This is a genomic window from Xylophilus sp. ASV27 (assembly GCF_016428875.1).
Taxonomy (GTDB): domain Bacteria; phylum Pseudomonadota; class Gammaproteobacteria; order Burkholderiales; family Burkholderiaceae_C; genus Xylophilus.
In genome coordinates this window covers 1-26,846 of record NZ_JAELTO010000063.1, presented here as the reverse complement: position 1 = coordinate 26,846, position 26,846 = coordinate 1, and the positions used below count along the sequence as shown (strand labels likewise).

The window sequence follows — 26,846 nt, the reverse complement described above, 5'->3', positions numbered from 1 at the left end:
CCCCCCCCCCCCCCCCCCCCCCCCCCCCCCCCCCCCCCCCCCCCCCCCCCCCCCCCCCCCCCCCCCCCCCCCCCCCCCCCCCCCCCCCCCCCCCCCCCCCCCTTTTTCCAGCAGAAGACGGCATACGCGATTTCCTGTACGGTCTCGTGGGCTCGGAGATGTGTATAAGAGACAGGCCAGCACCCGGCGCGGCGCGCCAAAGGCGTGGCGCAGGCGCGGGGCGGCGGCATCGAGCGGCTGGGCGAAGTCGATCAGGGTTTCAATGGTCAAATCGGCCTCTAGCCCAGATAAAATACGGGCTTCTAGCTATTATTAATATAGCAAACTCTCAGGCGGCGCCCAGGCCTGGCACCAGCCCCGTGGTAGGCCGGCCTGCGTTCAGCGCGGCGGTGAAGGCCAGCATGCGCTCGATCGGCTGGCGCGCGCGCGGGATCAGCGCCGGATCGACCTCGATGGCATTGGCCCCGGTCTCCAGCACGCGCGCGACGTCGGCCAGGCCGTTCATGGCCATCCAGGGGCAGTGCGCGCAGCTCTTGCAGGTGGCGCTGTTGCCGGCGGTGGGGGCCTCGATGAAGGTCTTGCCCGGGTTCAGCGCGCGCAGCTTGTGCAGCATGCCGTTGTCGGTGGCGACGATGAAGGTGTCGGCGTCCAGCTCGCGCGCGGCCTTGAGGATGCCGGAGGTGGAGCCGACGGCGTCGGCCAGCGCCACCACCTCGGCCGGCGACTCGGGGTGCACCAGCACCTTGGCGCGCGGATGCTCGCGCTTGAGCGCCTCCAGCTCGAAGGCCTTGAACTCGTCGTGCACGATGCAGGCGCCGTTCCAGAACACCATGTCGGCGCCGGTCTCGCGCTGGATGTAGCCGCCCAGGTGGCGGTCCGGCGCCCACAGGATCTTCTCGCCGCGCGCCTTCAGGTGCCGCACGATCTCCAGCGCGCAGCTTGAGGTGACCAGCCAGTCGGCGCGCGCCTTCACCGCCGCGCTGGTGTTGGCGTAGACGACCACGGTGCGTCCCGGGTGGGCGTCGCAGAAGGCGCTGAAAGCGTCCGCCGGGCAGCCCAGGTCGAGCGAGCAGGTGGCGTCCAGGTCGGGCATGAGCACGGTCTTGCCGGGCGACAGGATCTTGGCGGTCTCGCCCATGAAGCGCACGCCGGAGACGACGAGCGTCTGCGCCGCATGCTCGCGGCCGAAGCGCGCCATCTCCAGCGAGTCGCTCACCAGCCCGCCGGTCTCGTCGGCCAGGTCCTGCAGGTCCGGGTGCACGTAGTAGTGCGACACCATGACCGCGTTGCGCTCCTGCAGCAGGCGCCGGATGCGCGCCTTGAGCGCGGCGCGCTCGGCCTGCGAAGGCTCGGGCGGCACGCGCGCCCAGGCGCGGCGGGTGGCGCAGGCCGGCTGCTCGTACTCGACCTCGATCAGGGCGGCGGCGGCGCTCATCACGGCTCCACCAGGCGCAGCGAGAAGTCGGTCGCCTTGACGTCCTTGGTCAGCGCGCCGATCGAGATGCGGTCCACGCCGGTTTCGGCCAGGGCGCGCACGCCGTCCATGGTGACGCCGCCCGAGATCTCGAGCACGGCGCGGCCGGCGTTCAGGCGCACCGCCTCGCGCAGCGTGGGCAGGTCCATGTTGTCCAGCAGCACCATGCCGGCGCCCGCGGCCAGCGCCTCCTCCAGCTGGGCCAGCGTCTCGACCTCGATCTCGACGAAGCGGGCCGCTGCCGCCGCGCGGGCGGCGGCCTGCAGCGCGGCGCTCACGCCACCGGCCGCGGCGATGTGGTTCTCCTTGATCAGCACCGCGTCGAACAGGCCGATGCGGTGGTTGGTGCCGCCGCCAGTGCGCACCGCGTACTTCTGCGCCAGCCGCAGGCCGGGCAGGGTCTTGCGGGTATCGACGATCACGGCGCGCGTGCCCCGCACCGCCGCCACGTAGGTCGCCGTCTTGGTCGCCACCGCGCTCAGCAACTGCAGGAAGTTGAGCGCGGTGCGCTCCGCGCTCAGCAGCGCGCGGGCATCGCCCTGCAGCTCCAGCACGACCTGGTCGGCGCCGCAGCGCTCGCCCTCCCGCACATGCCAGATAACGCGCGCCTGCGGGTCCAACTGGTGCAGCGTGGCCTCGACCCAGGGGGCGCCGCACAGCACGGCGGATTCGCGCGCCAGCACCCGCGCGCGGGCCGGGCGGCCCGCGGCCACCAGGGCGGCGGTCAGGTCGCCCGGGCCCACGTCCTCCTGCAGCGCACGCGCCGCGTCGGCACGGGCCAGCTCCGTGATGCGCGCCAGCGAGAAATCAAAGCAATTGGTCATGGGCGCGGAGGATAACGGCTGCAGCGCCTGCCCGCTGGCCTGCGTGCTACATTGCGCGCCAATTTGCACCTCGGCCCGCCGCCGGAGCCGTACATCAACACGAGACATCCCCCCATGGCGCATGCTGACTCCGACACCGCCCCGCCGCGCAAGCCGCTGACCCTGCCGCGCCTGCGCGAAATGCGCGAGGCCGGCGAGAAGATCGCCATGCTGACCGCTTACGACGCCACCTTCGCCGCCCAGGCGGACCGCGCCGGCGTGGACTGCCTGCTCGTGGGCGACTCGCTCGGCATGGTCTGCCAGGGCCGCGCCGACACCGTGGGCGTGAGCCTGGAAGCCATGCGCTACCACACCGAAAGCGTGGCGCGCGGCCTGCAGCGGGTGCAGGGGCGCGCCTGGCTGGTGGGCGACCTGCCCTTCGGCAGCTACCAGGCCTCGCGCGAGCAGGCGCTGCACAGCGCCACCGTGCTGATGCAGGCCGGTGCCCACATGGTCAAGCTCGAAGGCGGCGGCTGGACCGCCGACACGGTGCGCTTCCTGACCGAGCGCGGCATCCCGGTCTGCGCCCACCTGGGCCTGACGCCGCAGACCGTGCACGCCCTGGGCGGCTACCGGGTGCAGGGCCGCGGCGACGAAGGCGCGGCGCGGCTGCGCCGCCATGCGCTGGAGCTGCAGGACGCCGGCGCCACCCTGCTGGTGCTGGAGATGGTGCCCGCCGCGCTCGCCGCCGCGCTCACCGCCGAACTGCGGCACTGCGCCACGATCGGCATCGGCGCCGGACGCGGCACCGCGGGCCAGGTGCTGGTGCTGCACGACATGCTGGGGCTGCACCTGGCCCGCGCGCCGCGCTTCGTGCGCGATTTCATGCAAGGCGCCGCCGGCATCGGCCAGGCCATGGCCGCCTACGTGCAGGCGGTGAAGGACGGCAGCTTTCCCGACGACAGCCTGCATGCCTGGTAGGCCCGCTCCGCCGCACCGGCGAGATACGAAGACAACAGAGGAGACACGATGCACATTGCCCGCACCATCGACGACCTGCGCGCCTACCTCGCGCCCTACCGCCAGGCCACGGCCTTCGTGCCCACCATGGGCAACCTGCACGAGGGCCACATCTCGCTGGTGCACCAGGCACGCGCACATGGCGAGGCGGTGGTGGCCAGCATCTTCGTCAACCGGCTGCAGTTCCTGCCGCACGAGGACTTCGACACCTACCCGCGCACCTGGGAAAGCGACTGCGACAAGCTGCGCGCAGCCGGCTGCGACGTGCTGTTCGCCCCGGACGAGCGCGCGCTCTACCCCGAGCCGCAGACCTGCAAGGTGCAGCCCGACCCGGCGCTGGCCGACATCCTCGAAGGGCACTTCCGCCCCGGCTTCTTCACCGGCGTCTGCACCGTCGTCGCCAAGCTGCTGAACTGCGTGCAGCCGCGCACCGCCCTGTTCGGCAAGAAGGACTACCAGCAGGTGATGGTGGTGCGGCACATGGTGCGCCAACTGGCGCTGCCGGTGCACATCCTGGCCTGCGAAACCACGCGCTCCGAGGACGGCCTGGCCCTGTCCTCGCGCAACGGCTACCTGAGCGCCGAGCAGCGCGCCGAGGCGGTGCAGCTCGCCCGCACTCTGCAGGGCATGGCCAAGGCGCTGCGCGGCGGCCACGCCGACATCGCCCACCTGGAGCAGCAGGCCCACGAACAGCTCGGCAGCCGCGGCTGGCAGCCCGACTACCTCACGGTGCGCCGCCGCAGCGACCTGCAGGCCCCCTTGCCGGGCGACCCCCTGGTGGTGCTGGGCGCGGCCCGGCTCGGGACCACGCGGCTGATCGACAACCTGGAGGTCTGAGCCGGCGCATGGCATCAGCCGTGCGCCGCGACTTCCTCGGCCAGCGCATCGACCAGCCACTGCACCTCGGCCACGGCCGGCCGGTGCAGCGGCAGCAGCGCATGGACCTGGAACGGTATGGAGAACGCCAGCGCCCGCACCAGCAACTGCGGCCCCGCGCAGGCGCGCGCGGTCAGCGGATTGACGATGGCCACCCCCAGCCCGTGCTGCACCATGGCGCAGACGGCCACGGCGCTGTGGGTTTCCAGATGCAGGCGGCGCTGCACGCCGGCCTGCTCGAACACCGCGTCGATCTGCCGGCGGTAGGGATCGTCGCACGCCAGGCTGACGAAGGAGACGTCGGCGAAATCGGCCACTTCCAGACGCTCGCGCCGCGCCAGCGCATGGCCTGCGGGCAGCACGGCCACCTCGTCCATGGCCGGCAGCGCCAGCGCGCGCGTGCCCGGCGGCGCCTCGGACAATTCGGCCAGTCCCAGGTCGTGGCGCTGGGCCGACATCCACTCCTGCAGCAGCGGCGCCTCCTGCGTGGCCACGCTGACCGCGACGGGGCCGTGCCGGGCGTGCAGCCGCGCCAGCGCGCCGGGCAGCAGCGCATGGCTGAGCGCGGGCAGGCACAGCACGCCGATGCGGGCCTGGTGCGGCCGGCCCAGGGCCAGCGCATGCTCGACCACGCGCTCCAGCCCCTGCCAGCTGCGCTGCACCTCCTCCCACAGCGACAGCGCGCGCGCCGTGGGGCGCAACCGCCCCTGGGCGCGCTCGAACAGCGCATAGCCCAGCAGGCGCTCCAGCCGCGCCAGCTCACGGCTGATGGTGGGCTGGGAGCTGAGTAGCATCTGCGCCGCCCCGGTGGCACTGCCGCTCTGCATCAGCGCGCGGAACACTTCGAGATGGCGGTGGGAAATGCGGGGCTCTTGCATGGACGAAAGCATATCCAGATCAAATAGCCCACGAACAAACCGGCATTGGACTGAATGCCCTCCCTGGGCCATCATGCGCGGCAACTCCTCCGACAGGCAAAGAATGGCCAATCCCTTCCCGCCCGCCCGCCTCTGGGCGCTGGCCGACCAGTACGGCACGCCGCTGTGGGTCTATGACGCCGCCACCATCCGCGCGCGCATCGCCCAGCTCAGGGCCTTCGACACCATCCGCTTCGCGCAGAAGGCCTGCTCCAACATCCACATCCTGAAGCTCATGCGCGAGCAGGGCGTGAAGGTGGACGCGGTTTCGCGCGGCGAGATCCTGCGCGCGCTCGCGGCCGGCTACTCGGCCGGCCACACCGGCGGCGCGCCCAGCGACATCGTGTTCACGGCCGACGTGATGGACGAGGCCACGCTGGCCTGCGTGGCCGAGCACAAGGTGCCCGTGAACGCCGGCTCCATCGACATGCTGCACCAGCTGGCCCAGGCCTCGCCCGGCCATCCCGTGTGGCTGCGCATCAACCCCGGCTTCGGCCACGGCCACAGCAACAAGACCAACACGGGCGGCGAGCACAGCAAGCACGGCATCTGGCACAGCGACCTGCTGGCGGCGCTGGAGGCCATCCGCGACGGCGGCCTGAAGCTGGCCGGCCTGCACATGCACATCGGCTCGGGCGTGGACTATGGCCATCTGCAGCAGGTCTGCGGCGCCATGGTCGAGCTGGTGCGCGCCACCCGCCAGGCCGGCCATGACCTGCAGGCCATCTCGGCCGGCGGCGGCCTGTCCATTCCCTACCGCGATGGCGACGCCACCATCGACACCGCCCACTACCACGGCCTGTGGGATGCGGCACGCAAGGACGCCGAGGCCATCGTGGGCCATGCGCTGGGCCTGGAGATCGAGCCGGGCCGCTTCCTGGTGGCCGAGTCGGGCGTGCTGCTGGGCCAGGTGCGCGCCACCAAGAACGCGGGCAGCAACCATTTCGTGCTGGTCGATACGGGCTTCAACGAGCTGATGCGCCCTTCCATGTACGGCAGCTGGCACGGCATGGAAGTGCTGCGCCGCGACGGCCAGGCCATGCCCCTGCGCGATGCCGTGGTCGCCGGCCCGCTGTGCGAATCGGGCGACGTGTTCACCCAGGGCGACGGCGGCGTGGTGCTGCCGCGCGCGCTGGCAGGCGCCTCGGTGGGCGACCTGCTGGTCATCCATGACACGGGCGCCTATGGCAGCTCCATGTCCAGCAACTACAACACGCGCCCGCTGGCCGCCGAGGTGCTGGTCGATGGCGACAGCGCCCGCCTGATCCGCCGCCGCCAGGCGGTGGAGGAACTGCTGGCGCTGGAACTGGGGCTCTGAACCCCTGCCCTGCCGGCTTTCCCGCCGCGCCGAGCGGGTGGCCGGCCGGCCCGCGTGATCACTCGCCGCGCGGGTCCCGGCCCATCAGATGCTGCACCGCCTCGGCCGCCTGCAGCCGGCCGTCGAGCAGCGCGACTACCGTCTCGGTGATGGGCATTTCCACGTCCAGCAGCCGTGCGCGCGCCAGCACGGTGCGGGCGCAGTACACGCCCTCGGCCACATGGCCCAGGGAATCGACCGCCTGCTGCAGCGTATGCCCCTCGGCCAGCAGCAGGCCGACGCGGCGGTTGCGGCTCAGGTCGCCGGTCGCGGTCAGCACCAGGTCGCCCAGGCCCGACAGCCCCATGAAGGTTTCGGCGCGCGCCCCCAACGCCAGGCCCAGGCGCGACATCTCGGCCAGTCCGCGCGTGACCAGCGCCGCGCGCGCGTTCAGGCCCAGCCGGAGGCCGTCGCACAGGCCGGTGGCAATCGCCATCACGTTCTTCACCGCGCCGCCGACCTCCACGCCGAGCACGTCGTCATTCGCATAGACCCGCAACGCCGGGCCATGGAAGGCCGCCACCAGCGCCGCACGTACCGACGCGTGGGCGCTTGCGGCCACCAGCGCCGTCGGCCGGCCATGCGCCACCTCCTGCGCGAAGCTCGGTCCGCTCAGCGTGCCCGCGGCGAGCGCAGGTGCCACCTGGGCGCAGACCTCGTGCGGCAGCAGGCCGTAGGCCCCGTCGCCGGCGACCGCCTCGAAACCCTTGCACAGCCAGGCCACGGGCACGCCCAGGCCCGCCAGTTGCGCCAGCACGCCGCGCAGCGCGGCGATCGGGGTGGCGACGATGACAAGCTCTGCCCCGGGCAGCAGCGCCTCCAGAGGGCCGGAGGCAATCGACAGCGCCGGCGGCAGCGTGGCGCCCGGCAGGTAGCGCGCGTTCTCCCGCGCCTGCGCCAGCGCCGCCGCCTGCACCGCATCGCGCGCCCACAACTGCACCGCGTGTGCGCCCGCGCCGGCTGCGGCGATCGCCATGGCGGTGCCCCAGGCACCGGCGCCTAGTACTACTATTTCCATAGCAAAAAGCCGTTGCAGGGCAACGGCTTGAGGGCTGAAAAGCTAGAAAATCACTGTGGCAGGCCTTGCGGCGCCTGGCCGGCAGCCTGCGCCTGCTGCTGCTCGTACATGGCCTGGAAGTTGATCTCTGCCAGGTGCACCGGCGGGAAGCCGCCGCGCTGGATGATATCGGCCACGTTGCCGCGCAGGTAGGGATAGACGATCTGCGGGCAGGCGATGCCCAGGATCTGGCCGACCTGCTCTTCCGGCAGGTTGCGCACTTCGAAGATGCCGGCCTGCTTGGCTTCGACCAGGAACACGGTCTTGTCCTTGACCTTGGTCTGCACCGTGGCCGTCACCGACACCTCGAAGATGCCTTCGGCCACCGACTGCGCGTCCACGCCCAACTGGATGTCCACGCTGGGCTGCTCCTGCTCCAGCAGGATGGCGGGCGAGTTGGGCTGCTCGAGCGACACGTCCTTGAGGTAGACGCGCTGGATTTGGAACACGGGATCTTGCTGGTCGGCCATGGTATGCAGTAGGTTCTTGGTGTCAAAAAAAGAAGCCTGCCGCGGAGAGTCCCGCAGCAGGCGCTCGGCACGCATTATCCCCGAGCCCGCTCAGCGCGGGTGCTTCTCAGGCAGATGCGCCGTGCAGCAGCGGCACCAGGCCGCCGCGGCTTTCCAGCTCCATCAGGTCGTCGCAGCCGCCGACATGGGTGTCGCCCACGTAGATCTGCGGGACCGTGCGGCGCCCGGTACGCTCCATCATGGCGGTGCGCGCGGCCGGATCGGCATCGACGCGGATCTCCTCGATCGCCTCGACGCCCTTGGACTTGAGGATCTGCTTGGCGCGAATGCAGTACGGGCAGACGGCCGTGGTGTACATGGTGACGGGTTGCATAGGCATGAGTGGGAGGTTCGACGGGATAAGGGTTATCCCTTGTCGACCGGAAGATTAGCCTCTTTCCACGCCTTGAGCCCGCCGGCCAGCACTTGGGCCTGCTCGTAGCCGAGTTTCTTCACGATGGGCAGCGCCCGGCCGGCGCGGCCACCGCTGGGGCAGACCAGGATCACCGGCACCGCCTTGTTCTTTACGACGGCGGGTAGCCGCGCCTCCAGTTCGCCCAGCGGCACGTTCTTGGCGCCGCCGGCATGCTGCTGGGCGAACTCCTCCGTCTCGCTGACGTCGATCAGCACGGCCTTCTCGCGGTTGATGAGCTGCACCGCCCGCGCCGGCGTCAGCGCACCGCTGGTGGCGCCCTTGATCAGCGGCCAGACGAGCATGGCGCCGGAGGCGATGGCGATGAGGAAGAGCGACCAGTTCTCGATGATGAAATTCACGGGGATCCTTGGGGGGCAGGGCCTGGGCTAGGCCGGTAGAGAGGCAAAACCCGGCAATTTTAGAATGGCGGGCCCGCGCTCTTTTTTCCAGACCCGCCACGAAAGGCCTTCCCTTGCACAAGCTCGTCCTGATTCGCCATGGCGAATCCACCTGGAACCTCGAAAACCGCTTCACCGGCTGGACCGACGTCGACCTGACCGCCACCGGCGTCGAGCAGGCCAAGGCCGCCGGGCGCCTGCTGCGCGACGAGGGCTACGACTTCGACGTCGCCTACACCAGCGTGCTCAAGCGCGCCACGCGCACGCTCTGGCACACGCTCGACGAAATGGACCGCACCTGGCTGCCGGTGGTGCACAGCTGGCGCCTGAACGAGCGCCACTACGGCGCCCTGCAAGGCCTCAACAAGGCCGACATGGCCAAGCAGTATGGCGACGCCCAGGTGCTGGTATGGCGCCGCAGCTACGACACCCCGCCGCCGCCGCTCGACACAAACGACCCGCGCGGCGAGCGCGGTGACCGCCGCTACGCCAAGCTCCAGCCCGGCGAACTGCCGCTCACCGAATGCCTGAAGGACACCGTCGCCCGCGTGCTGCCCTTCTGGAACGAGGCGATGGCGCCGGCCATCCGCGCCGGCAAGCGCGTGGTGGTCGCGGCGCACGGCAACTCGATCCGTGCGCTGGTGAAGTACCTGGACAACGTCTCTGAAAACGACATCGTCGGCCTGAACATCCCCAACGGCATCCCGCTGGTGTACGAGCTGGACGCCGATCTCAGGCCCTTGCGCCACTACTATCTGGGCGACGCAGAGGCCGCCGCCAAGGCCGCGGCGGCGGTCGCGGCCCAAGGCAAGGCTTGACGCATGCAAACGGCGCACCAGGCTTGCCCCGGCGCGCCACTCGACCACCGGGGAACCCTTTGGGCCTCACCACTTCCAAGGTGTATATTGCAGCGGCTTAATAGAGGTTGTATGGGCCATAAACTCCGAATCGCAGGCTGGATTTCCGTGGGCGTCGTCGCCGGTGCGCTGACCACGGTCTCCTTGCAGACCATGGCGCGCGGAGCCATGAGCCCGCTGCCGCTCGAAGAGCTGCAGCAACTCGCCGCCGTCTACGGCATGATCAAGACCGACTATGTCGAGCCGGTGGACGACAAGAAGCTCATCACCGATGCCATCTCCGGCATGGTGTCCAGCCTCGATCCCCATTCGCAGTATTTCGACAAGAAGAGCTTCAAGGAATTCCGCGAAGGCACCAGCGGCCGCTTCGTAGGCGTTGGCATAGAGATCTCGCAGGAAGACGGCCTGATCAAGGTGGTTTCGCCCATCGAGGGCTCGCCCGCCTTCCGCGCCGGCATAAAGTCCAACGACCTCATCACCAAGATCGACGACACCGCCGTCAAGGGCTTGGCCATGAACGACGCTGTCAAGCGCATGCGCGGCGAGCCCGGCACCCAGGTCACCCTGACGCTGTTCCGCAAGGACGAATCGCGCACCTTCCCCGTCACCATCACCCGCGAGGAGATCCGGACCCAGTCGGTGCGCGGCAAGATCGTCGAGCCCGGTTACGCCTGGCTGCGCCTGTCGCAGTTCCAGGAACGCACGGTGGACGATTTCGTCGCCAAGGTCGATGAACTGTACAAGCAGAATCCGGACATCAAGGGCCTCGTCCTCGACCTGCGCAATGACCCGGGCGGCCTGCTCGACGCGGCCGTGGCAGTCTCCGCGGCCTTCCTGCCGGCCGGCGTCACCGTGGTCACGACCGACGGCCAGCTGGCCGAGAGCAAGGCCACCTACAAGGCCGAACCGGCGGACTACCTGCGTCGCCCCGGCAGCGCCGATCCGCTGCGCCGCCTGCCGGCCGCGCTCAAGACCGTGCCCATGGTGGTGCTGGTCAACGAGGGCTCGGCCTCGGCCAGCGAGATCGTCGCCGGCGCCCTCAAGGACCACAAGCGCGCGACCATCATGGGCAGCCAGACCTTCGGCAAGGGCTCGGTGCAGACCGTGCGCCCGCTGGGCCCGGACACCGGCTTGAAGATCACCACGGCGCGCTACTACACGCCCAGCGGCAAGTCGATCCAGGCGACCGGCATCGTGCCCGACGTCATGGTCGACGAAACCCAGGACGGCAACCTTTTTGCCGCCCTGCGCACACGCGAGGCCGATCTGGAGAAGCATCTCAACAGCGGCCAGGGCGAGGAAAAGAAGGACGAAGTCCGCGAGCGCGCCCGCCAGGAAGCCATCAAGAAGCTCGAGGCCGATGGCAACAAGCCAACGCCCCGCGCACCGGAGTTCGGCTCGGACAAGGACTTCCAGCTGGCACAGGCGATCAACCGCCTCAAGGGCCAGCCGGTGCTGGTCAGCAAGACCCAGGTCGAACGCTCCGAGGAAAAGAAGGAAAACTGAACGGCGCGCACGCGCGTCAGCGCCCCGCCGGTACGCCGCGCGGGGCTTTTTTTCGCATGGACGACCACGAACTTCTCCGCTATTCCCGCCACATCCTGCTCAACGAGATCGGCATCGAGGGCCAGCAGCGCCTGGGCAGCTCCCATGTCCTGGTGGTCGGCCTGGGTGGGCTGGGCTGCGCCGCCGCGCTGTACCTGGGCGCCGCGGGCGTAGGACGCCTCACGCTGGTCGACCATGACCGCGTAGACCTCACCAACCTGCAGCGGCAGATAGCGCACAGCACCGAGCGCATCGGCTGGCACAAGGTCGAGTCGGCGGCGGCGTCGATCAGGGCACTCAATCCGCTGGTGCGGCTGCGGCTGCAGACGGAGCAGGCCGATGCGGCGTCCTTGGACCGACTGCTGCCACCGGCAGACCTGGCACTGGACTGCACCGATGGCTTTGCCATCCGCCAGCTAATCAATGCCGCCTGCGTGCGCCACGGCCGTCCGCTGGTATCGGGCGCCGCCCTGCGCTTCGACGGGCAGCTCAGCGTCTACGACGTACGCAAGGCGGATTCGCCATGCTATGCCTGCGTCTTCCCGCCACTATCGCAGGTGGAGGAAACCGCCTGCTCGACCATGGGGGTCTTCGCGCCCCTGGTCGGCCTCATCGGCGCCGCACAGGCCGCCGATGCCCTGACCGTGCTGCTGGGGCGCGGCCAGCCGCTGCTGCGGCGCCTGCGCATGCTGGATGCGCGCCGCATGGAATGGAGCGAAGTCCGGGTAGCGCGCAACCCGGCGTGCCCGGTCTGCAGCCCACGGAGCCGGCCTTAGGAGCCGGCGATGGGCCCGGAGCGGATGACCCTGCTGGTGTCGAAGCCCAGGGCCGCCGCGCGTGCCAGCCACGCGTCCACCTCGGGATCGGGCAGGGATGGCCTGCGCGCCAGCAGCCATAGGTAGTTTCGGTCGGCGGTGCCCACCAGCGAAATCGAATAATCGTCATCGAGCGCCAGCACTGAGTAGTCGCCCCAGACTGCGGGCAGCCACGCCATCCAGGCCGGCGCGAAGCGGACCTCCAGACGCCCGGCGTCATCCGCTTCACCTTCGCGCGGCGGGACACGGCGCGCCACGCCGCGCGCTTCTTCGAGTGAACCATCCAACTGGCGGCAGCGGTTGACCACGGAAACGCCACCCTCGGGCCTCGGTTGGTACTCGGCCGTGACGTCTTCCACGCACTTGCGCTGAAAGGAATTCGGCAGGCGGGCGATCTCATGCCACAGGCCACCGTAGCGCAGCAGATCCAGATGCGGGACCACCGGCAATGTCCCCGAAAGCGCATTCGTTCCCTGCGCCCGGGCATCCCGCAAGACTCCCATGGAAAGCAGGCCTGCGGCTAACAGTGCGGCGAGCATGCGTGGCAACGGTCGATATGGCAAGAATGAGGAGTACATCGGAGTTCCGGAGTGCTGGAGACGTAGTGTGACGGCAGACCGCCATGCGCGAGTCACCTGCCGCCCTTCCAGGTCGTCGGCATAGGCCTGAAGCGGGCCAGGCGGCCAGTCCAACGCCGCCCCAAACCCGCCGCGCCGTGTAGGACAACCCGCACACGTAACGTGTGCCGGCAATGGCAGAATGCTTTGCCTGCGCGCCCTACATTCGCAACGAGCGTTGCCAGGCGTGTCTTTGACCCGTTGGATGCATTGGACCAACGCCTATGGACATGACCCCGGGAATCAGAACTTTCATCGTCGAAGACAACGCCACCATCCGCGAGAATCTGATCGACACTCTGGAAGAGCTGGCGCAGATCAGGATGGTAGGCGTAGCGGAGGGCGAGCGCGAAAGTTGCAGTTGGCTGGCCGCCCATGCCCACCGATGGGACCTGGCGATTGTGGACCTGTTCCTCAAGCAAGGCAGCGGGCTGGGCGTTCTATCCGCCTGCAAGGAGCGGCTACCGCACCAGCGGGTGGTCGTGCTCAGCAACTATGCCACGCCTGATGTCCGCACCCGCTGCCTGAAATTGGGCGCCGACGCGGTGTTCGACAAATCCAACGACATCGACGCACTGCTGGACTATTGCATCGCGTATGCACGCCAGACGCCGTGGACCACGGCAGACCTCGATCCTTCCGCGCTGTCGGCCTGACGCAGACCTCAGCCACCTAGTCAATCAGCTTGTTCTTCAGCGCGTAGTAGGTCAGATCGCTGTTGGAGGCAAGGTTCATCTTCTCCATCAGGCGGGTGCGGTAGGTACTCACCGTCTTGACGCTCAGTGACAGCGATTTCGCGATGTCCCCCGCGGTCTCGCCCTTGGCCAGCTTGAGGAACACCTGGAATTCACGCTCGGACAGGAGTTCGTGTGCTGGGGCGTCGTCTTTGCGGTTGAGCTGCTGCGCCAGCAGGTCGGCCACGGCCGGGGTGATGTAGCGGCGCCCCAGAGAGATAGTACGGATCGCGTTGACGATCTCCATGGGCTCGCATTCCTTGTTGAGGTAGCCGCTCGCCCCCTGCCGGATCAGGTTCATGGCGTAATGCTCCTCGGGATAGCCGCTGAGAATCAGAATGCCGACGTCCGGAGCCTTGGCCCGGATCATGCCCAGCGCGTCCAGGCCGGTCTGCCCGGGCATGGAAAGGTCCATCACCAGCACGTCGATCTCGACATTGCGGACCAGATCGATGGCCTCCCGGCCATTGGCAGCCTCGCCCACCACACGCAGGTCGACGTGGTCCGAGAAGAATTGCCTGAGTCCGGACCGCACGATGGCATGGTCATCCACAATTCCGATTTTGATCATTTCCGGTCTTTCTGCGGGCAGCACCATGGGCGGGGGCACAATGCCCCCTGGCCGCTGCCTGGCGGTATGCCTGTGTTCAGTAGCGCTATCAATTATTGACGATTAATCCTCCCGTCCAGAGAATTGCATGCGAAGGTTCATGGTTCCGCGCTTCATGGTCAGCCTGCTGATGGCGGTACTGGCTGCAGCCATGCTGGTCGGCATCAACGAAACCGGTTACATCCGTTCGAATGCGGCCTTGCAGGAGATCGCGCAGTCGCAGCGCATCCGCACGGCGCTGACGCGCCTGTTGCAGCAGGTGCTGGACGGCGAGGCCAGCCAGCGCGGCTACCTGCTGTCAGGCGACGAACGCTACCTTGAACCCTACAACACCGCGGTCAAGGAAGTCGACCACAGCCTGGAAGAACTGCGCGGCTACTACGCCAGTTCTCCCGAGCTGACCGCGAGCCTGGGTGTGCTGAGCCGCCAGGTATCGCGCAAGCTCGCGGAGATGGATCTCAGCGTGCGCCTGCGCAAGCAAGGCAACGAGGATGCCTGGCGTTTCGTGCTCATGACGGACGTGGGCCGTGAGCACATGGAAGCGATCCGCACGCAGACTCTCCAATTGATCGCGGCCAGTTCGAGCGCGGTGGACACCGGGCAGGCACAGATCGTGCGCTCGCTGCAGCTCTCGCGCATCGGCATCGCCGCCGTCACGCTGGTGGGTCTGATCGCCTTCTACATGTACCTGCGCCAGAGCAGCGCACTGAAGCAGGCGGACAGGCGGCAGCAGGAGGTGCTGGAGCGCGAGCGCGACCGGCTCGGCGACCAGGTGCGCGAGCGCACGGCATCGCTGGCGCAACTGGCAACCCACCTGCAGGAGGTGCGCGAGGAGGAACGCGGCCACCTGGCGCGGGAACTGCACGACGAACTGGGTTCACTGCTGACCGCCGCCAAGCTCGACGTGGCGCGGCTGAAGTCCCGCATGGGCACCGAGTCGCCGGAAACGGCGGCGCGCCTGCAGCACCTGACCGACACGCTCAACAGCGGCATTGCCCTGAAACGCCGCATCATCGAAGACCTGCGGCCTTCCTCACTCTCCAACCTGGGCCTGGTGGCCGCGCTGGAGATACTGGCGCGCGAAATGGGCGAGCGCCTGGGCTTCTCGATCATGACCAACCTGGAGATGACGGAACTCGACGACTCAGCGCAGCTCACCATCTACCGGCTGGTGCAGGAATCCTTGACGAACATCGGAAAGTACGCACAGGCGCGCCAGGTCGTCGTGACCCTGCACAGCTATGCCAGCCATGTCGAAGTCGAGGTGCGCGACGATGGCGTGGGATTCGACAAGGACCGCATTACGCCTTCCACTCATGGACTCACCGGCATGCGCCACCGGGTGGAAGCAGCAGGAGGAAAACTGACCATCACCTCGACTCCGGGCAAAGGTACGGTGATCGCCGCATCATTGCCACGCTCCCACTGAAGAACACCGCTGGCGGCTCTGTCAGCGGGCTCCTACGACCCTCGGCCACGGATACTGACAGGGCGTCGGGTGCGCTGCTGATCACTCCCAATGCCGCTTCTGTCTACGCTATCCTCAAGACGACTCAGCAGAATCGTCTGCTGTGTTTTCAACGGAAGGAATGGATCATGCTGCATTACACCGTGGTTTTTCTCGTCATTGCTCTGATCGCTGCCGTATTCGGCTTCGGGGGCATTGCCGCAGGCGCCGTCGGGATCGCGAAGATCCTGTTTTTCATCTTTGCCGTTCTGACCATCATCAGCTTCGTGATCGGCCGCAGCCGCGGTCGCTGAAGCAGCGTCTCGCTTGGCGGCTCCCACCCCGCCCTTTCCGTTTTCTTTTTTTATTCCAAGCATCAAGGAGTCACCATGACCAGCAGCACCAGCAAAGCCGCCCACACCGCCCGCAACGTTTCCGACGACGTCCTGCACAGCGCGGAGAAGGCCGTGGACTCCACGCGGGATTTTGCCAACGACGCCCTGGACAAGGCTGGCAATAAGGTGCGCGAAATGCGCAGCAACGTAGACCCGCTGGTTGACCAGATCACGGCCAAGGCGCAGGAGCTGGCCCACCGCGGGATCGAACTCGCCAGCGACGCGAAATACCGCGCCCAGGAAAAACTCTCCCGCTACACCGATGCCACCGGCCGCTACGTGGCGGAGCAACCCATGCGCTCGGTGCTGATCGCGGCTGCCGCAGGCGCGGCCATCGCCGCGGTCATTCTGATCGCGACCCGCAACACCAACCGCAACCGCTATTGAGCATTGCCCCCTGACTCGCACCTCCACTCCGCCTGACCATCGTCTGCCGCCGCCAACATGCTTCACCCCATCTTCACCATCCTGATCCGCAAGCCTGAATTGGTGGTGGAGCATCTGGCGGGGTATGCCGCGCTGGCGCATGAGGAAATCAGTTCCTTCGGTACGGAGCTGGTACTCAAAGCCGTGGCGTGGGGTGTAGCCGTGGTCATGGGCTCGGTTTTCGTGACGCTCACCGGGGCGGCGGTGATGCTGGGCTTCGTCAACAGTTTCCACTGGGCCCTCATCGCCGTGCCGGCCGTGGCGCTGCTAACTGCCGTGGGAGCCGTCGTCTATGCGCGCACGCCCATTTCGGGTCAACGCTTTGCCGACTTCAAGGCCCAGCTGGATGAGGACGTGGCCGCATTGCGCGTGGCTGGAGAGCGTTCATGAGCGGTGAAGAACTGAGTGCCAAGCAACGCCTGGAAGCCTCGCGGCAGGCCTTGGTAGAACAACTGCGCAGACCTGAGCGACGCCAGAGCGCCTTGCGTGCGGCGGCTGGGCGGACGCCGCGGGTGGAGCATGACGCCACCGTGGCCGAGCAGACTGCGGAACACGATTCCTCCGACCGGAGGAACGGCTCGGGTTTGTGGTCTGCCATGCGTCACAGCATCAATGCGTGGTGGCAGTTTCACCCTGCCCGGGCCGCAGGCGCCATTGCCAGACCCTTTCTGGAAGAGTATGCCGAGCGCAAGCCGTTCAAGTTGCTGGGCATCGCGGCGGGGGTAGGCGCCCTCGTGGCGGTGACACGGCCCTGGCGTCTGGTGTCGGTCGGCGGACTTGCCATCGCTGCACTCAAGAGCTCCCAGGCCTCGAGTCTGGCGCTCTCTCTGCTCAACGCCCGAAAGGGCTCCACTCCGAAGGACTCCTCATGAAGATCGCACGCGCCACACCGCCATCAGCAGGCCAACCCTCCGACATGGTGCTGGACGAGGCGGCCCTGAAGGCCGCCTCGACGAATCTTGACGACGGCCCGGTGACGCCGAGCTACGGTCCGCATCGCGAGGCCATCATCAAGCTGCTCAACGATGCGCTTGCCACCGAACTGGTCTGCGTGCTGCGTTACAAGCGCCACCATTTCACTGCGGATGGCTTGGCGTCGCCCGCCATCGCCAAGGAGTTCCTGGTGCATGCCAATGAGGAGGCCGCACACGCAGACCTGCTGGCCGAACGCATCGTGCAGCTCGGGGGCGATCCGGACTTTTCACCCTCCACACTGACCAGCCGCAGCCATGCCGACTATGACGAGTCCAAGGATCTCAAGGCCATGCTGCGGGCCAACCTGGTGGCAGAGCGGGTCGCCGTGGAATCCTATCGCCAGATGATCCATCTGCTGGCCGACAAGGACCCCACCACACGTCGCATGCTGGAGGGCATACTTGCCCAGGAAGAAGAGCACGCCGACGAACTTAAGGATTGGCTGCACCGCTGATCCGGCCGGGCGCTGTGTGTGGTGCCACACATCGTCTTGAATCCAGAGCACCTGTTCTCCCACCAATTAGATACTCGAGGAACCAATATGAAATACGCTCGCGCTCTCACTCTCGCCGTCATGGCAGGCATCACTGTCATCACGGCCGGCTGCTCGGTGGCCCGCGACCAACAGACCGTGGGCTCCTACATCGATGATGCGGGTATCACCACGGCCGTGAAGGCCAAGTTCGCGGAGGACAAGACCGTGGCGGCCACGGCCATCAGTGTGGAAACCCTCAACGGCACGGTGCTGTTGTCAGGCTTTGCCAAGTCGCAGGCCGAGAAGGACAAGGCCGAAGCGCTGGCGCGCAACACCAAGAACGTGCGTGCGGTGCGCAACAGCATCGTGGTCCGTCCGTAACCGCGGCGCCATCGTCTGGCTCCTTGCCGGCCGCAGCACTGCTGTGGACCGGCTCCCCAAGGCAGGTCAACGACCTGCCTTCGTTTTTTCTGACTGGATCAACCCGCCCACGCCGCCATGAAGATCTTCAGTTGCGATACCTGCCGCCATCCGGTCTTCTTCGAGAACGTCCAGTGCCTGAACTGCGGCAGCACGCTGGCCTTCCTGCCGGACCAGTTGAACGTCGCCGCGCTCCAGGCCGCGCCCTCGCCGCAGGACGCGTCGCCGTCGGCCCCGCTGTGGCAACGCGCCAGCGCGCCCGAGCCGCGCCGGACATACCGCATGTGCCTCAACCACGACCTCTACCAGGCCTGCAACTTCGCGGTGCCGGCGGAAGACCCGAACCCGCTCTGCATATCGTGCCGCCAGACGCGGGTCCTGCCGGACCTCTCGCTGCAGGCCAACCAGCATCGCTGGTACCTGATCGAAATCGCCAAGCGGCGGCTGTTCTACACGCTGGCGCGGCTCGGCCTGGCGAACACGGAAAACCGGGCCCAGGGCGAGCAGGGACCGGTCTTCGCTTTCCTGGCCGAGCAACCCGGCGGACCGCCTGTCATGACCGGCCACCAGGACGGACTGATCACCCTGAACGTCGCCGAGGCCGACGACGACGAGCGCGCACGCCGCCGCGTGCTGCTGCGCGAGCCCTACCGCACGCTGCTGGGGCACCTGCGCCACGAATCAGGGCACTATTACTGGAACCAGTTGATCCGCGATGCCGGGCGCCTCGCCGCGTTCCGCCAGATCTTCGGCGACGAGTCGGTGGACTATGGGCAGGCCCTGCAGCAGTACTATGCCAGCGGCCCGTCCGGCGACGACTGGCAGACCGCCCACGTGAGCAGTTACGCCACCGCCCATCCGTGGGAAGACTGGGCCGAGACCTGGGCGCACTACCTGCACATGGTCGACCTGCTCGAGACGGCGGCCGCCTTCCATGCCAACCTGGTGGTTCCCGGCACCGCGCCCATGCCGCGCGAGGGCGTGTCCAACCCCTTCGATACGCCGGAGACGGATTTCACCCAACTGGTCCAGCAGTGGGTGCCGGTGACGCTGATGCTCAACAGCCTGAACCGCAGCCTCGGCCAGAACGATGCCTATCCCTTTGCGCTGTCGGCCGGCGCGCTGCACAAGCTGCGCTTCGTGCACGACGTGATCCATGACAGCACCACCCGTCCGTCCGTGGACGACGCAAACGACACGCCCTAGCGCTGCGCTCAGTCCGACGATTCCCGGATGCCGACCTTGGCCTGCAGCCGCGCCTGCACCTCGGGCGAGACGAACTTGTTCACTTCGCCATGCAGCATGGCGATCTCTCGCACGAAGGTGCTGGAGATGAACTGGTACTTGTCGCTGGGCGTGAGGAAGACCGTTTCCACGTCCGGCATCAGGCTGCGGTTCATGCCGGCCAGCTGGAACTCGTAGTCGAAGTCGGTCACGGCGCGCAGGCCGCGCACCATGGCCTTGCCGCCGCGTGCGACGACGAAGTCGCGCAGCAGGCCCGAGAAGCTCTCGACCTCGACCTGCGGGTAGTGCCGCACCGCCCCGCGCACCATGTCGATGCGTTCCTGGAGGTTGAACAGCGTCTTCTTGTGGTGGCCGGCCGCCACCGCCACGATGACCCGGTCGAACAACTGGGTGGCGCGGCGCACCACGTCTTCATGGCCCAGGGTCATGGGATCGAAGGTGCCGGGATAGATGGCGATGACGTTGTGCACCATGGCAGCGGTTCTCCTGTCTCTTCTCGTTGCGGAAGAGGCGGCACCGCCGCCCTCGTGCCGGAGATTATGCTGCGCTGCGGAAAGTCGTCGTCCCGGGCTTGAGCAGATGCGCGTGCACCGCCCCGGCGCGCAGGTGGCGGTGCAGCGCCAGGCCGTGCGCGGCCAGGGCCGGCTCCTGCCAGGCCGCGGGCGCCTCCAGGTAGATGAAGCCCTCCGGCGGCACGGCGCGCGCGGCGACTCTCAGGGCCGGCTCGAACAAGCCGGCGTCAAACGGCGGGTCGAGCAGCACCAGATGCAGGCTGCCCGGCGCGGCCTCGCGCAGCGCGGCGATGCCGTCCATGCGGCGGATGTCCACGCCCTCGGCCTGCAGCCGGGTGCGCACGGCGCGCAGCGCCTCGACCAGCCTGGCGTCCTGTTCGCACAGCAGCACCGGCGCGGCGCCGCGCGAAGCGGCCTCCAGCCCCAGCGCGCCGGTGCCGGCGAAGGCGTCCAGGCAACGCCAACCGGTCAGGTCCTGGCCCAGCCAGTTGAACAGGGTCTCGCGCACCCGGTCGGGCGTGGGGCGCAGGCCGGGCAAGGCCGGCACGGGGAGCCGCGTGCGCTTCCAGCGGCCGCCGATGATGCGCACCTCGCCGCTGCCGCCGTGGGGACGTGGCGCAGGCGCGGGCGCGGGCTTGCGCACCGCGCTCAAGGCTTGCCCCCGACCACCACGGTCACCATGCGGTCGGGCCGCAGCTTGCGCTCGAAGGCGGCGCGGATGTCGCCGGTGCCGACCTTCTGCACCTGCGCGGTCCAGGTGTCGAGGTAGTCCAGCGGCAGCCCGTTCCAGGCGATGTTGGCCACGTTGGACAGCAGCTTGGCGTTGCTGTCGATGCGCAGCGGGAAGCCGCCCACCAGGTTGTCCTGCGCGGCCTTGAGTTCCCCGGGCGTGGGGCCGTCGGCCACGAAGTGGTCGAGCACGCCGCGCGCCACGTCCACCGCCTGCGCGGCCTGGTCGGGCCGGGTCTGCAGGGCGACGGTGAAGGCGCCGGCATGCAGTCCGGGCTCGAACCAGCTCTGCACGCTGTAGCTCAGGCCGCGCTTCTCGCGCACCTGCTCGGTCAGGCGCGAGACGAAGCCGCCACCGCCCAGGATGTAGTTGCCCACCAGCAGGGGGAAGTAGTCCGGATCGTCCCGCTTGAAGCCCGGCTGCCCGATGTAGACATGGGCCTGCGCCGAGTCGAAGGGAATGCGGATGTCCTGCGGCGCGGCAAGCGGCTGTACATCGGGCACCGACGGCAGCGGGCTGCAGGCGCGCGCGGGCAGGCGCGACAGCAGGGTGCTGGCCAGCCGGTCGGCCTGCGCCCGGTCGAGCGCGCCGACGATGCTGAGCTTGGCGCCGCAGGCCAGCAGGGCGCGCTGGTGCAGGGCGCGCATGTCGGCCACCGAAATGGCGGCCAGCGTTTCGGGCGTGGTGCGCTGGCCGTAGGGATGGCTGCCGTAGACCGCGCGCTGGAAGGCGCGGCCGGCCTGGGTCGCGGGCCGAGTCTCGGCTTCGCGCAGGGCAGCGGTGATGCGCTGGCGCTCGCGCTGCCAGACCTCGTCGGGGAAGGACGGCTCGCCGATCTGGCGCGCCGCCAATTGCGCCGCGCGATCGAGCAATGCCGGGTCGCTGAGCGAGCGCAGCGAGAAGCTCATGCGGTCGCTGCCGGCCTCGGCGCCGAAGTTGGCGCCCAGGTCGGCCCAGGCGTCGTCCAGCGCGTTCTCGTCCAGCGCCGGCTCCTGGCCGTGCGCCAGCACGCCCTTGTCGACCATGCGCGCGGTGACGCTGGCCAGGCCGGCCTGCGCCGCCGGGTCGCGCCGGCTGCCGGCGTCGAAGTCGATCTGCACGTCCACCATGGGCACGGCCCGGCTCTCGACCAGGTAGACCTGCGCGCCGCTGGGCTGGGTCCAGTGCTGGATCGGCAGGGCCGCCAGGGCATCTTTTGCAAGAAAAGCGGCCAAAGCCCAGGCAAGTACTGGGCTTTTAGCTATATTTTTTATAGTAATCATAGGGAGGCTTCTCAGTGCACCGCGGCGCCGGGGACGTCGGCCTGCGCCGGGCGGCGTGCTTGGGAGGGGTCGAGCGGCTGCGGCACCAGGGTGCCGACGGTGAGCTGGTCGTCGCCGAAATAGCGCTGCGCCACCGCCTGCACCTGCTGGGCCGTGACCTTCTCCAGGCGCGCGATGACCTGTTCGTCCGCATCGGTCGGAAAGCCCATGATCCAGTTCGAACCCAGTTCGTTGGCCTGCTCGAACACCGAGTCGCGCTTGAACACCTCGCCCGCCACCCACTGGGTCTTGACGCGGCGCAGCTCGGCCTCGCTCACGCCCTCGGCCGCCACCTTGGCCACCTGCGCGCGCAGCGCGGACTCCACCTGCGCGGCGGTGCGGCCCTGCGCCGGCACGCCGTACAGCATGAAGGTCTTGGGGCCGCGCGCCACCAGCGAGTGGTAGGCGCCCACGCTGTCGGCCACGCGGTCGGGGCCCTGCGTCAGGGCGCGGTCCAGGCGGGCGCCGCTGTAGCCGTCGAGCACCGCCGACAGCACCGTGAGCGCCAGCGCATCGTCGGCCTGCGGCGCATCGGCGGCGAGCGACTCCAGGCCCGGCACCTTGAAGCTCAGCGCCACATAGGCCTGCTCGGCCGGCGCCTTGAAATCGACGCGGCGGATGCCGGCCTGCACCGGCTCGACCTGCGGCTTGCGCGCCGGCACGGCGCGCGCGGGAATGCGGCCGTAGGTGGCTTCGGCCCAGCGCAGCACCTGCGCCGGGTCGACATCGCCGGCCACCACCAGCGCCGCGTTGGCGGGCACGTACCAGCGCTGGTGGAAGGCGCGCACGTCGTCGGCGGTGTAGGCGGCGATGTCGCTCATCCAGCCGATCACCGGCCGGCGGTAGGGCGAGGCCAGCCAGACCTGGGCGTTGAGCACCTCGCCCATCTGGGCGCGCGGGTTGTCCTCGGTGCGCATGCGGCGCTCCTCGGTCACCACCTGGCGCTCCTTGGTGAACTCGGCGTCGGGCCACTGGTTGTGGGCGAAGCGGTCGGCCTCGAGCTGCATCACCTCCTCCAGCCGGCTGGCCGGGATCTGCTGGTAGTAGCCGGTGTAGTCGCGCGTGGTGAAGGCGTTCTCGCGCCCGCCCAGGGCCGCGACGCGACGCGAGAATTCGCCCGCCGGCACGCTCGGCGTGCCCTTGAACATCATGTGCTCGAGCATGTGGGCCACGCCGGAGGTGCCGTCCACCTCGTCCATCGAGCCCACCCGCACCCAGACCATCTGCACCGCCGTCGGCGCGCGGCGGTCGGGCTTGACGATCACCGTCAGGCCGTTGGCCAGCGTGAACTGCTGCGCCTTGGTGGCGCCGGCATCGCCCGGCAGATGAAGGGCCCCGGACGCCGGGGGGGGATCGCCGGCCTGCGCGGGCTGGGCCGTGGCGCTCAGCGCGCCGAACAGGCCCAGCAACAGGCCCAAAGGGGGTATGGCTCGTTTCATAGAATGGTGCGATTCTAAGAACGCCCCCAATGTTCAGTTTCTTCAAGAAAAAAACCACGCCCCCGCCCGAAACCCCTGCAGCCCCGGCTGCGGCCCCGCTGGCGGCCGATGCGCCCCCTCCCCCGCCGCCCGCACCCGCGCCTTCCGCGGGCTCGGCGCTGTCCTGGCTCAAGAGCCAGTTCAGCGGCGCAGCGGCGCCGGCGCCCGCTCCCGTGACGCCGCCGCCTGCGCTTCCGATTCCCGAGCCGGCGGCGGTGCCCGCTCCCGAGCCGGTACAGGCGCCCGCCGCCCCCATCGCCGCCGAGCGCCGCCCCTGGCTCGATCGCCTGAAGGCCGGGCTGCGCAAGACCGGCAGCAGCATCACCACCGTCTTCACCGGCACCCGGATCGACGACGCGCTCTACGAGGAGCTGGAAGAGGCGCTGCTGATGGCCGACACCGGCGTCAAGGCCACCAGCCACCTGCTGGACGACCTCAAGCGCCGCGTGAAGGAAGCCAAGGCCACCGAGCCGGCCGCCGTCAAGGCGCTGCTGGCCGATGCCATCGCGGCGCTGCTCGCGCCCCTGGAGAAACCGCTGGTGATCGGCGAGCACACCCCGACCGTGATCATGGTGGCGGGCGTCAACGGCGCGGGCAAGACCACCTCCATCGGCAAGCTCACCAAGCACCTGGCGCAGGAAGGCGCCAGCGTGCTGCTGGCCGCGGCCGATACCTTCCGCGCCGCGGCGCGCGAGCAGCTCGGCGTATGGGCCGACCGCAACCTGGTGGAGATCATCGGCCAGCAGGGCGGCGACCCGGCCGCCGTCAGCTTCGACGCGGTGACCGCCGGCAGGGCGCGCGGCAAGGACGTGGTGCTGGTCGATACCGCCGGCCGCCTGCCGACCCAGTTGCACCTGATGGAGGAGCTGAGGAAGATCAAGCGCGTGGTGCAGAAGGCCGAGGCCAGCGCGCCGCACGAGGTGCTGCTGGTGATCGACGGCAATACCGGCCAGAACGCCCTGGCCCAGGTGCGCGCCTTCGACGACGCGCTGGGCCTGACCGGGCTGATCGTGACCAAGCTCGACGGCACCGCCAAGGGCGGCGTGCTGGCCGCCATCGCCCAGGAGCGGCCGGTCCCGGTGTACTTCATCGGCGTGGGCGAAAAGCTCGAAGACCTGGAAACCTTCAACGCGCGCGAGTTCGCCCAGGCGCTGCTGGCCTGAAAAACCACCGGGGAACTTGTGGCTTAGCACTCCATCTAACCGAGTGCTAACATGTCCCGCCTATGAGAAAAGGACTTCTGGTATGAATATTCAAACTGGAAATGCCACAGCCGTCGCGGCCGCCAACCCCTGGTCGCTGGTGCCCCCGCTGGGCAACCTCGACGCCTACATTTCCGCGATCAACCGACTGCCGCTGCTCACCCTCGAGGAAGAGCAGCGCTACGCGCGCAAGCTGCGCGAGGAAAACGACCTCGAAGCCGCCGGCCGCCTGGTGCTGTCGCACCTGCGCCTGGTCGTCTCCATCTCCCGCCAGTACCTGGGCTACGGGCTGCCGCACGGTGACCTGATCCAGGAAGGCAACATCGGCCTGATGAAGGCGGTCAAGCGCTTCGACCCGGCGCAGGGCGTGCGGCTGGTGAGCTATGCCATCCACTGGATCAAGGCCGAGATCCACGAGTTCATCCTGAAGAACTGGCGCATGGTGAAGGTGGCGACCACCAAGTCGCAGCGCAAGCTGTTCTTCAACCTGCGCTCGATGAAGCAGGGCTTCAAGTCCGAAGCCGGCCTGAGCGATGCCGCCGCCCCGCGCGACACGCTGAGCACGCACGAGGTCGACCAGGTCGCCGAGCGCCTGAACGTCAAGCGCGAAGAGGTCATGGAGATGGAAACCCGCATGTCCGGCGGCGACGTGCTGCTGGACCCGTCGCCCTCGGACGACGGCGAGCAGGCCTTCGGCCCGATCGCTTATCTGGCCGACGCCTCGCACGAGCCCACGGCCATGATCGAGTCGCGCCAGCGCGACGTGCTGGCCACCGACGGCATCGCCACGGCGCTCGGTACGCTGGACGCGCGCAGCCGCCGCATCGTGGAGGAGCGCTGGCTCAAGGTGAACGACGACGGTTCGGGCGGCAAGACGCTGCACGAGCTGGCCGCCGAGTACAGCGTGAGCGCCGAGCGCATCCGCCAGATCGAGTCGGCCGCCATGAAGAAGATGAAGAAGGCGCTGGCCGAGTACGCCTGACGCCTCCGCGCCCTCCCCGGCGGCCCTACGGCCCCGGGAGATGGTGCAAACTCCGGAGTTTCGTTCGCTCTGGAGACTCTCCCCATGCTGCCATCAGCCCCCCGCCGCGCCCTGCTGTCCGCGGCCCTGCTGAGCCTTGCCGGCACCGCCCTCGCCCAGGCTCCGGCCCACCCGATGCCGGCCCGCTGGCCGAGCAAGCCGCTGCGCATCATCGTCGGCTTTCCGGGCGGCTCCTCCCCCGACACGACCGCACGCACCCTGGCCGAGCCGCTGTCCAAGGCGCTGGGCCAGCCGGTGATCGTCGAGAACAAGGTCGGCGCCGGCGGCAACATCGCCGCCGACTACGTGGCCAAGGCCACCGACGATCACACCATCGGCCTGATGATCAACGGCAACATGACGGTGGCCAAGCTGCTCAACCCGCGGCTGTCGTATGACCCGCTCAGGGATTTCGCCCCGATCAGCCTGATCGGCGTCTCGCCGCTGGTGCTGACGGCGCCGGTCAACGCCCCCGGCGCCGACGCGCAGGCCTTCTTCGCGGCGGCCCGCGCGGCCGGCGACAAGTGGAGCTACGGCTCGCCCGGCGTGGGCACGGTCGGCCACATCGGCATGGAGCTGCTCAAGAGCCGCAGCGGCATCGACCCGGTGCACGTGCCCTATCCGGGCTATCCGCAGGTGGCCAACGCCATGATCAGCGGCGAGCTGCAGCTCTCCATGCTGCCGCCGGCGCTGGCCTCGGTGCAGGCCAAGGCGGGCAAGCTGCGCGCCATCGGCATCACCTCGGCCAGCCGCAGCGCGCTGGTGCCCGAAATGCCCAGCCTGTCGGAGGCGGGCGTGCGGGATTTCAACCTGGAGATCTGGAACGCCGTGGCCGCCCCCAGCTCCATGCCCGGCCCGATCGTGGCGCGCCTGTCGGCGCTGCTGGTGGAGATCACGCGCTCGCCCGACATCCGCGCCAAGCTGTTCCAGCAGGGCTGGCAGGCGGTGGGGACGTCGCCCGAGGGCCTGGCCAACCGCATCAAGTCCGACGCCGCCACATTGGGCCGCATCATCGAAATGCGCGGCATCAAGAACGAATAGCGCCGTTTTTTGAAAGAAAATGGCCTGTAGCCCAGGTACAACCTGGGCAGGGCAATCGCATCTAACCAGAGCCCCCCATCCCCAGAGCCGCTCCCATGCCCATGAGGTGCTCCAGATAGGGCAGGCTCCAGCCAGCGCGCTTGCGCTTGGCCTGCAGCCCGAGCTTCACCGAGG

Annotated in this window: 32 protein-coding genes; 18 read left to right on the top strand and 14 right to left on the bottom strand. The window is 68.7% G+C overall.

Features of this window, described 5'->3' with window-relative positions:
- The 3 genes from JHD63_RS14055 to nadC form a co-directional block, all read right to left on the bottom strand.
- Positions 1 to 270: hypothetical protein (locus JHD63_RS14055; RefSeq protein ID WP_198971447.1), on the bottom strand; the 270-nt coding region annotated here is incomplete at its 3' end.
- A gap of 58 nt (positions 271 to 328) precedes the next feature.
- Positions 329 to 1,435, bottom strand: coding sequence for a quinolinate synthase NadA (gene nadA, locus JHD63_RS14050; RefSeq protein ID WP_198971446.1), 1,107 nt, complete (start codon positions 1,433 to 1,435; stop codon positions 329 to 331).
- Positions 1,435 to 2,298: a carboxylating nicotinate-nucleotide diphosphorylase gene (gene nadC / locus JHD63_RS14045; protein WP_198971445.1), complete on the bottom strand. Its 864-nt coding sequence runs from the start codon at positions 2,296 to 2,298 to the stop codon at positions 1,435 to 1,437. Before nadC ends, nadA begins: the two co-directional genes overlap by 1 nt.
- A gap of 114 nt (positions 2,299 to 2,412) precedes the next feature.
- On the opposite strand from nadC, the gene panB reads away from it, so the two are divergent.
- Both panB and panC read left to right on the top strand, forming a co-directional pair.
- Positions 2,413 to 3,258: a 3-methyl-2-oxobutanoate hydroxymethyltransferase gene (gene panB / locus JHD63_RS14040; protein WP_198971444.1), complete on the top strand. Its 846-nt coding sequence runs from the start codon at positions 2,413 to 2,415 to the stop codon at positions 3,256 to 3,258.
- Between the two features lie 48 nt (positions 3,259 to 3,306).
- Positions 3,307 to 4,134: a pantoate--beta-alanine ligase gene (panC, locus tag JHD63_RS14035; RefSeq protein WP_198971443.1), complete on the top strand. Its 828-nt coding sequence runs from the start codon at positions 3,307 to 3,309 to the stop codon at positions 4,132 to 4,134.
- Positions 4,135 to 4,148: 14 nt separating this feature from the next.
- Here panC and JHD63_RS14030 read toward each other — a convergent pair whose 3' ends face one another.
- Positions 4,149 to 5,051: a LysR family transcriptional regulator gene (locus tag JHD63_RS14030; RefSeq protein ID WP_233168142.1), complete on the bottom strand. Its 903-nt coding sequence runs from the start codon at positions 5,049 to 5,051 to the stop codon at positions 4,149 to 4,151.
- A gap of 103 nt (positions 5,052 to 5,154) precedes the next feature.
- Between JHD63_RS14030 and lysA the strand changes: the two genes are divergently transcribed.
- The gene (gene lysA / locus JHD63_RS14025; RefSeq protein ID WP_198971441.1) at positions 5,155 to 6,408 is read left to right on the top strand and encodes a diaminopimelate decarboxylase; all 1,254 of its coding nucleotides are present in this window, start codon (positions 5,155 to 5,157) and stop codon (positions 6,406 to 6,408) included.
- 58 nt (positions 6,409 to 6,466) lie between these two features.
- Here the strand turns inward: lysA and JHD63_RS14020 are convergent, their stop codons facing one another.
- From JHD63_RS14020 to JHD63_RS14005, 4 genes are all read right to left on the bottom strand, one after another.
- The gene (locus JHD63_RS14020) at positions 6,467 to 7,465 is read right to left on the bottom strand and encodes an NAD(P)H-dependent glycerol-3-phosphate dehydrogenase (protein WP_198971440.1); all 999 of its coding nucleotides are present in this window, start codon (positions 7,463 to 7,465) and stop codon (positions 6,467 to 6,469) included.
- Positions 7,466 to 7,515: 50 nt separating this feature from the next.
- The gene (gene secB / locus JHD63_RS14015) at positions 7,516 to 7,974 is read right to left on the bottom strand and encodes a protein-export chaperone SecB (RefSeq protein WP_198971439.1); all 459 of its coding nucleotides are present in this window, start codon (positions 7,972 to 7,974) and stop codon (positions 7,516 to 7,518) included.
- A 106-nt stretch (positions 7,975 to 8,080) separates the two neighbouring features.
- On the bottom strand, positions 8,081 to 8,347 hold the full coding sequence (grxC, locus tag JHD63_RS14010; protein ID WP_198971438.1) for a glutaredoxin 3: 267 nt from the start codon (positions 8,345 to 8,347) through the stop codon (positions 8,081 to 8,083).
- 32 nt (positions 8,348 to 8,379) lie between these two features.
- Positions 8,380 to 8,787, bottom strand: a complete 408-nt coding sequence (locus tag JHD63_RS14005) for a rhodanese-like domain-containing protein (RefSeq protein WP_198971437.1) — start codon at positions 8,785 to 8,787, stop codon at positions 8,380 to 8,382.
- Positions 8,788 to 8,900: 113 nt separating this feature from the next.
- On the opposite strand from JHD63_RS14005, the gene gpmA reads away from it, so the two are divergent.
- The 3 genes from gpmA (at position 8,901) to JHD63_RS13990 (ending at position 12,004) form a co-directional block, all read left to right on the top strand.
- Complete coding sequence (gene gpmA / locus JHD63_RS14000) at positions 8,901 to 9,644, top strand: 2,3-diphosphoglycerate-dependent phosphoglycerate mutase (protein WP_198971436.1); 744 nt, start codon at positions 8,901 to 8,903, stop codon at positions 9,642 to 9,644.
- A gap of 111 nt (positions 9,645 to 9,755) precedes the next feature.
- Positions 9,756 to 11,189: a S41 family peptidase gene (locus JHD63_RS13995; RefSeq protein WP_198971435.1), complete on the top strand. Its 1,434-nt coding sequence runs from the start codon at positions 9,756 to 9,758 to the stop codon at positions 11,187 to 11,189.
- A gap of 56 nt (positions 11,190 to 11,245) precedes the next feature.
- Positions 11,246 to 12,004 carry a HesA/MoeB/ThiF family protein gene (locus JHD63_RS13990; protein WP_198971434.1) on the top strand — a complete coding sequence of 253 codons (759 nt, stop codon included), beginning with the start codon at positions 11,246 to 11,248 and terminating at the stop codon, positions 12,002 to 12,004.
- Here the strand turns inward: JHD63_RS13990 and JHD63_RS13985 are convergent.
- Positions 12,001 to 12,582, bottom strand: coding sequence for a lipocalin family protein (locus JHD63_RS13985; protein ID WP_198971432.1), 582 nt, complete (start codon positions 12,580 to 12,582; stop codon positions 12,001 to 12,003). The genes JHD63_RS13990 and JHD63_RS13985 overlap by 4 nt on opposite strands.
- A gap of 302 nt (positions 12,583 to 12,884) precedes the next feature.
- On the opposite strand from JHD63_RS13985, the gene JHD63_RS13980 reads away from it, so the two are divergent.
- On the top strand, positions 12,885 to 13,316 hold the full coding sequence (locus JHD63_RS13980; protein ID WP_233168139.1) for a response regulator: 432 nt from the start codon (positions 12,885 to 12,887) through the stop codon (positions 13,314 to 13,316).
- Between the two features lie 16 nt (positions 13,317 to 13,332).
- Here JHD63_RS13980 and JHD63_RS13975 read toward each other — a convergent pair whose 3' ends face one another.
- Complete coding sequence (locus JHD63_RS13975; protein ID WP_198971448.1) at positions 13,333 to 13,965, bottom strand: response regulator; 633 nt, start codon at positions 13,963 to 13,965, stop codon at positions 13,333 to 13,335.
- Between the two features lie 139 nt (positions 13,966 to 14,104).
- Here JHD63_RS13975 and JHD63_RS13970 point away from each other — a divergent pair, with 139 nt between their 5' ends.
- The 8 genes from JHD63_RS13970 to JHD63_RS13935 all read left to right on the top strand — a co-directional run bounded on the left by JHD63_RS13970 (position 14,105) and on the right by JHD63_RS13935 (position 19,348).
- Positions 14,105 to 15,433 (top strand): sensor histidine kinase, encoded by a 1,329-nt coding sequence (locus tag JHD63_RS13970; protein ID WP_233168136.1) that lies wholly within the window; start codon positions 14,105 to 14,107, stop codon positions 15,431 to 15,433.
- 167 nt (positions 15,434 to 15,600) lie between these two features.
- Complete coding sequence (locus JHD63_RS13965) at positions 15,601 to 15,765, top strand: DUF1328 domain-containing protein (RefSeq protein WP_198971428.1); 165 nt, start codon at positions 15,601 to 15,603, stop codon at positions 15,763 to 15,765.
- Positions 15,766 to 15,840: 75 nt separating this feature from the next.
- Entirely contained in the window at positions 15,841 to 16,233 is a 393-nt protein-coding gene (locus JHD63_RS13960; protein WP_198971426.1) for a hypothetical protein, read from the top strand.
- Positions 16,234 to 16,290: 57 nt separating this feature from the next.
- Positions 16,291 to 16,662, top strand: a complete 372-nt coding sequence (locus tag JHD63_RS13955) for a hypothetical protein (protein ID WP_198971424.1) — start codon at positions 16,291 to 16,293, stop codon at positions 16,660 to 16,662.
- Positions 16,659 to 17,144, top strand: coding sequence for a hypothetical protein (locus JHD63_RS13950; RefSeq protein ID WP_198971422.1), 486 nt, complete (start codon positions 16,659 to 16,661; stop codon positions 17,142 to 17,144). The genes JHD63_RS13955 and JHD63_RS13950 overlap by 4 nt, the downstream gene beginning before the upstream one ends.
- Positions 17,141 to 17,701 carry a ferritin-like domain-containing protein gene (locus JHD63_RS13945; RefSeq protein WP_198971420.1) on the top strand — a complete coding sequence of 187 codons (561 nt, stop codon included), beginning with the start codon at positions 17,141 to 17,143 and terminating at the stop codon, positions 17,699 to 17,701. The genes JHD63_RS13950 and JHD63_RS13945 overlap by 4 nt, the downstream gene beginning before the upstream one ends.
- An 87-nt stretch (positions 17,702 to 17,788) precedes the next feature.
- Positions 17,789 to 18,103, top strand: a complete 315-nt coding sequence (locus JHD63_RS13940) for a BON domain-containing protein (RefSeq protein WP_198971418.1) — start codon at positions 17,789 to 17,791, stop codon at positions 18,101 to 18,103.
- A gap of 117 nt (positions 18,104 to 18,220) precedes the next feature.
- Entirely contained in the window at positions 18,221 to 19,348 is a 1,128-nt protein-coding gene (locus JHD63_RS13935; protein WP_198971416.1) for a zinc-binding metallopeptidase family protein, read from the top strand.
- Between the two features lie 8 nt (positions 19,349 to 19,356).
- On the opposite strand, the gene coaD is transcribed toward JHD63_RS13935, so the two are convergent.
- From coaD to JHD63_RS13915, 4 genes are all read right to left on the bottom strand, one after another.
- Positions 19,357 to 19,860, bottom strand: coding sequence for a pantetheine-phosphate adenylyltransferase (gene coaD, locus JHD63_RS13930; protein WP_198971414.1), 504 nt, complete (start codon positions 19,858 to 19,860; stop codon positions 19,357 to 19,359).
- Between the two features lie 64 nt (positions 19,861 to 19,924).
- Entirely contained in the window at positions 19,925 to 20,551 is a 627-nt protein-coding gene (gene rsmD / locus JHD63_RS13925; RefSeq protein WP_198971413.1) for a 16S rRNA (guanine(966)-N(2))-methyltransferase RsmD, read from the bottom strand.
- Positions 20,548 to 21,891 (bottom strand): M16 family metallopeptidase, encoded by a 1,344-nt coding sequence (locus JHD63_RS13920; RefSeq protein ID WP_198971411.1) that lies wholly within the window; start codon positions 21,889 to 21,891, stop codon positions 20,548 to 20,550. Before JHD63_RS13920 ends, rsmD begins: the two co-directional genes overlap by 4 nt.
- Positions 21,892 to 21,902: 11 nt before the next feature.
- Positions 21,903 to 23,369 carry a M16 family metallopeptidase gene (locus JHD63_RS13915; RefSeq protein WP_198971409.1) on the bottom strand — a complete coding sequence of 489 codons (1,467 nt, stop codon included), beginning with the start codon at positions 23,367 to 23,369 and terminating at the stop codon, positions 21,903 to 21,905.
- A gap of 29 nt (positions 23,370 to 23,398) precedes the next feature.
- Here JHD63_RS13915 and ftsY point away from each other — a divergent pair, with 29 nt between their 5' ends.
- From ftsY to JHD63_RS13900, 3 genes are all read left to right on the top strand, one after another.
- Positions 23,399 to 24,571, top strand: coding sequence for a signal recognition particle-docking protein FtsY (ftsY, locus tag JHD63_RS13910; RefSeq protein WP_198971408.1), 1,173 nt, complete (start codon positions 23,399 to 23,401; stop codon positions 24,569 to 24,571).
- A gap of 82 nt (positions 24,572 to 24,653) precedes the next feature.
- On the top strand, positions 24,654 to 25,592 hold the full coding sequence (gene rpoH, locus JHD63_RS13905; RefSeq protein WP_198971406.1) for an RNA polymerase sigma factor RpoH: 939 nt from the start codon (positions 24,654 to 24,656) through the stop codon (positions 25,590 to 25,592).
- 84 nt (positions 25,593 to 25,676) lie between these two features.
- Entirely contained in the window at positions 25,677 to 26,672 is a 996-nt protein-coding gene (locus tag JHD63_RS13900; protein WP_198971404.1) for a Bug family tripartite tricarboxylate transporter substrate binding protein, read from the top strand.
- The last annotated feature ends 174 nt before the right edge of the window (positions 26,673 to 26,846 follow it).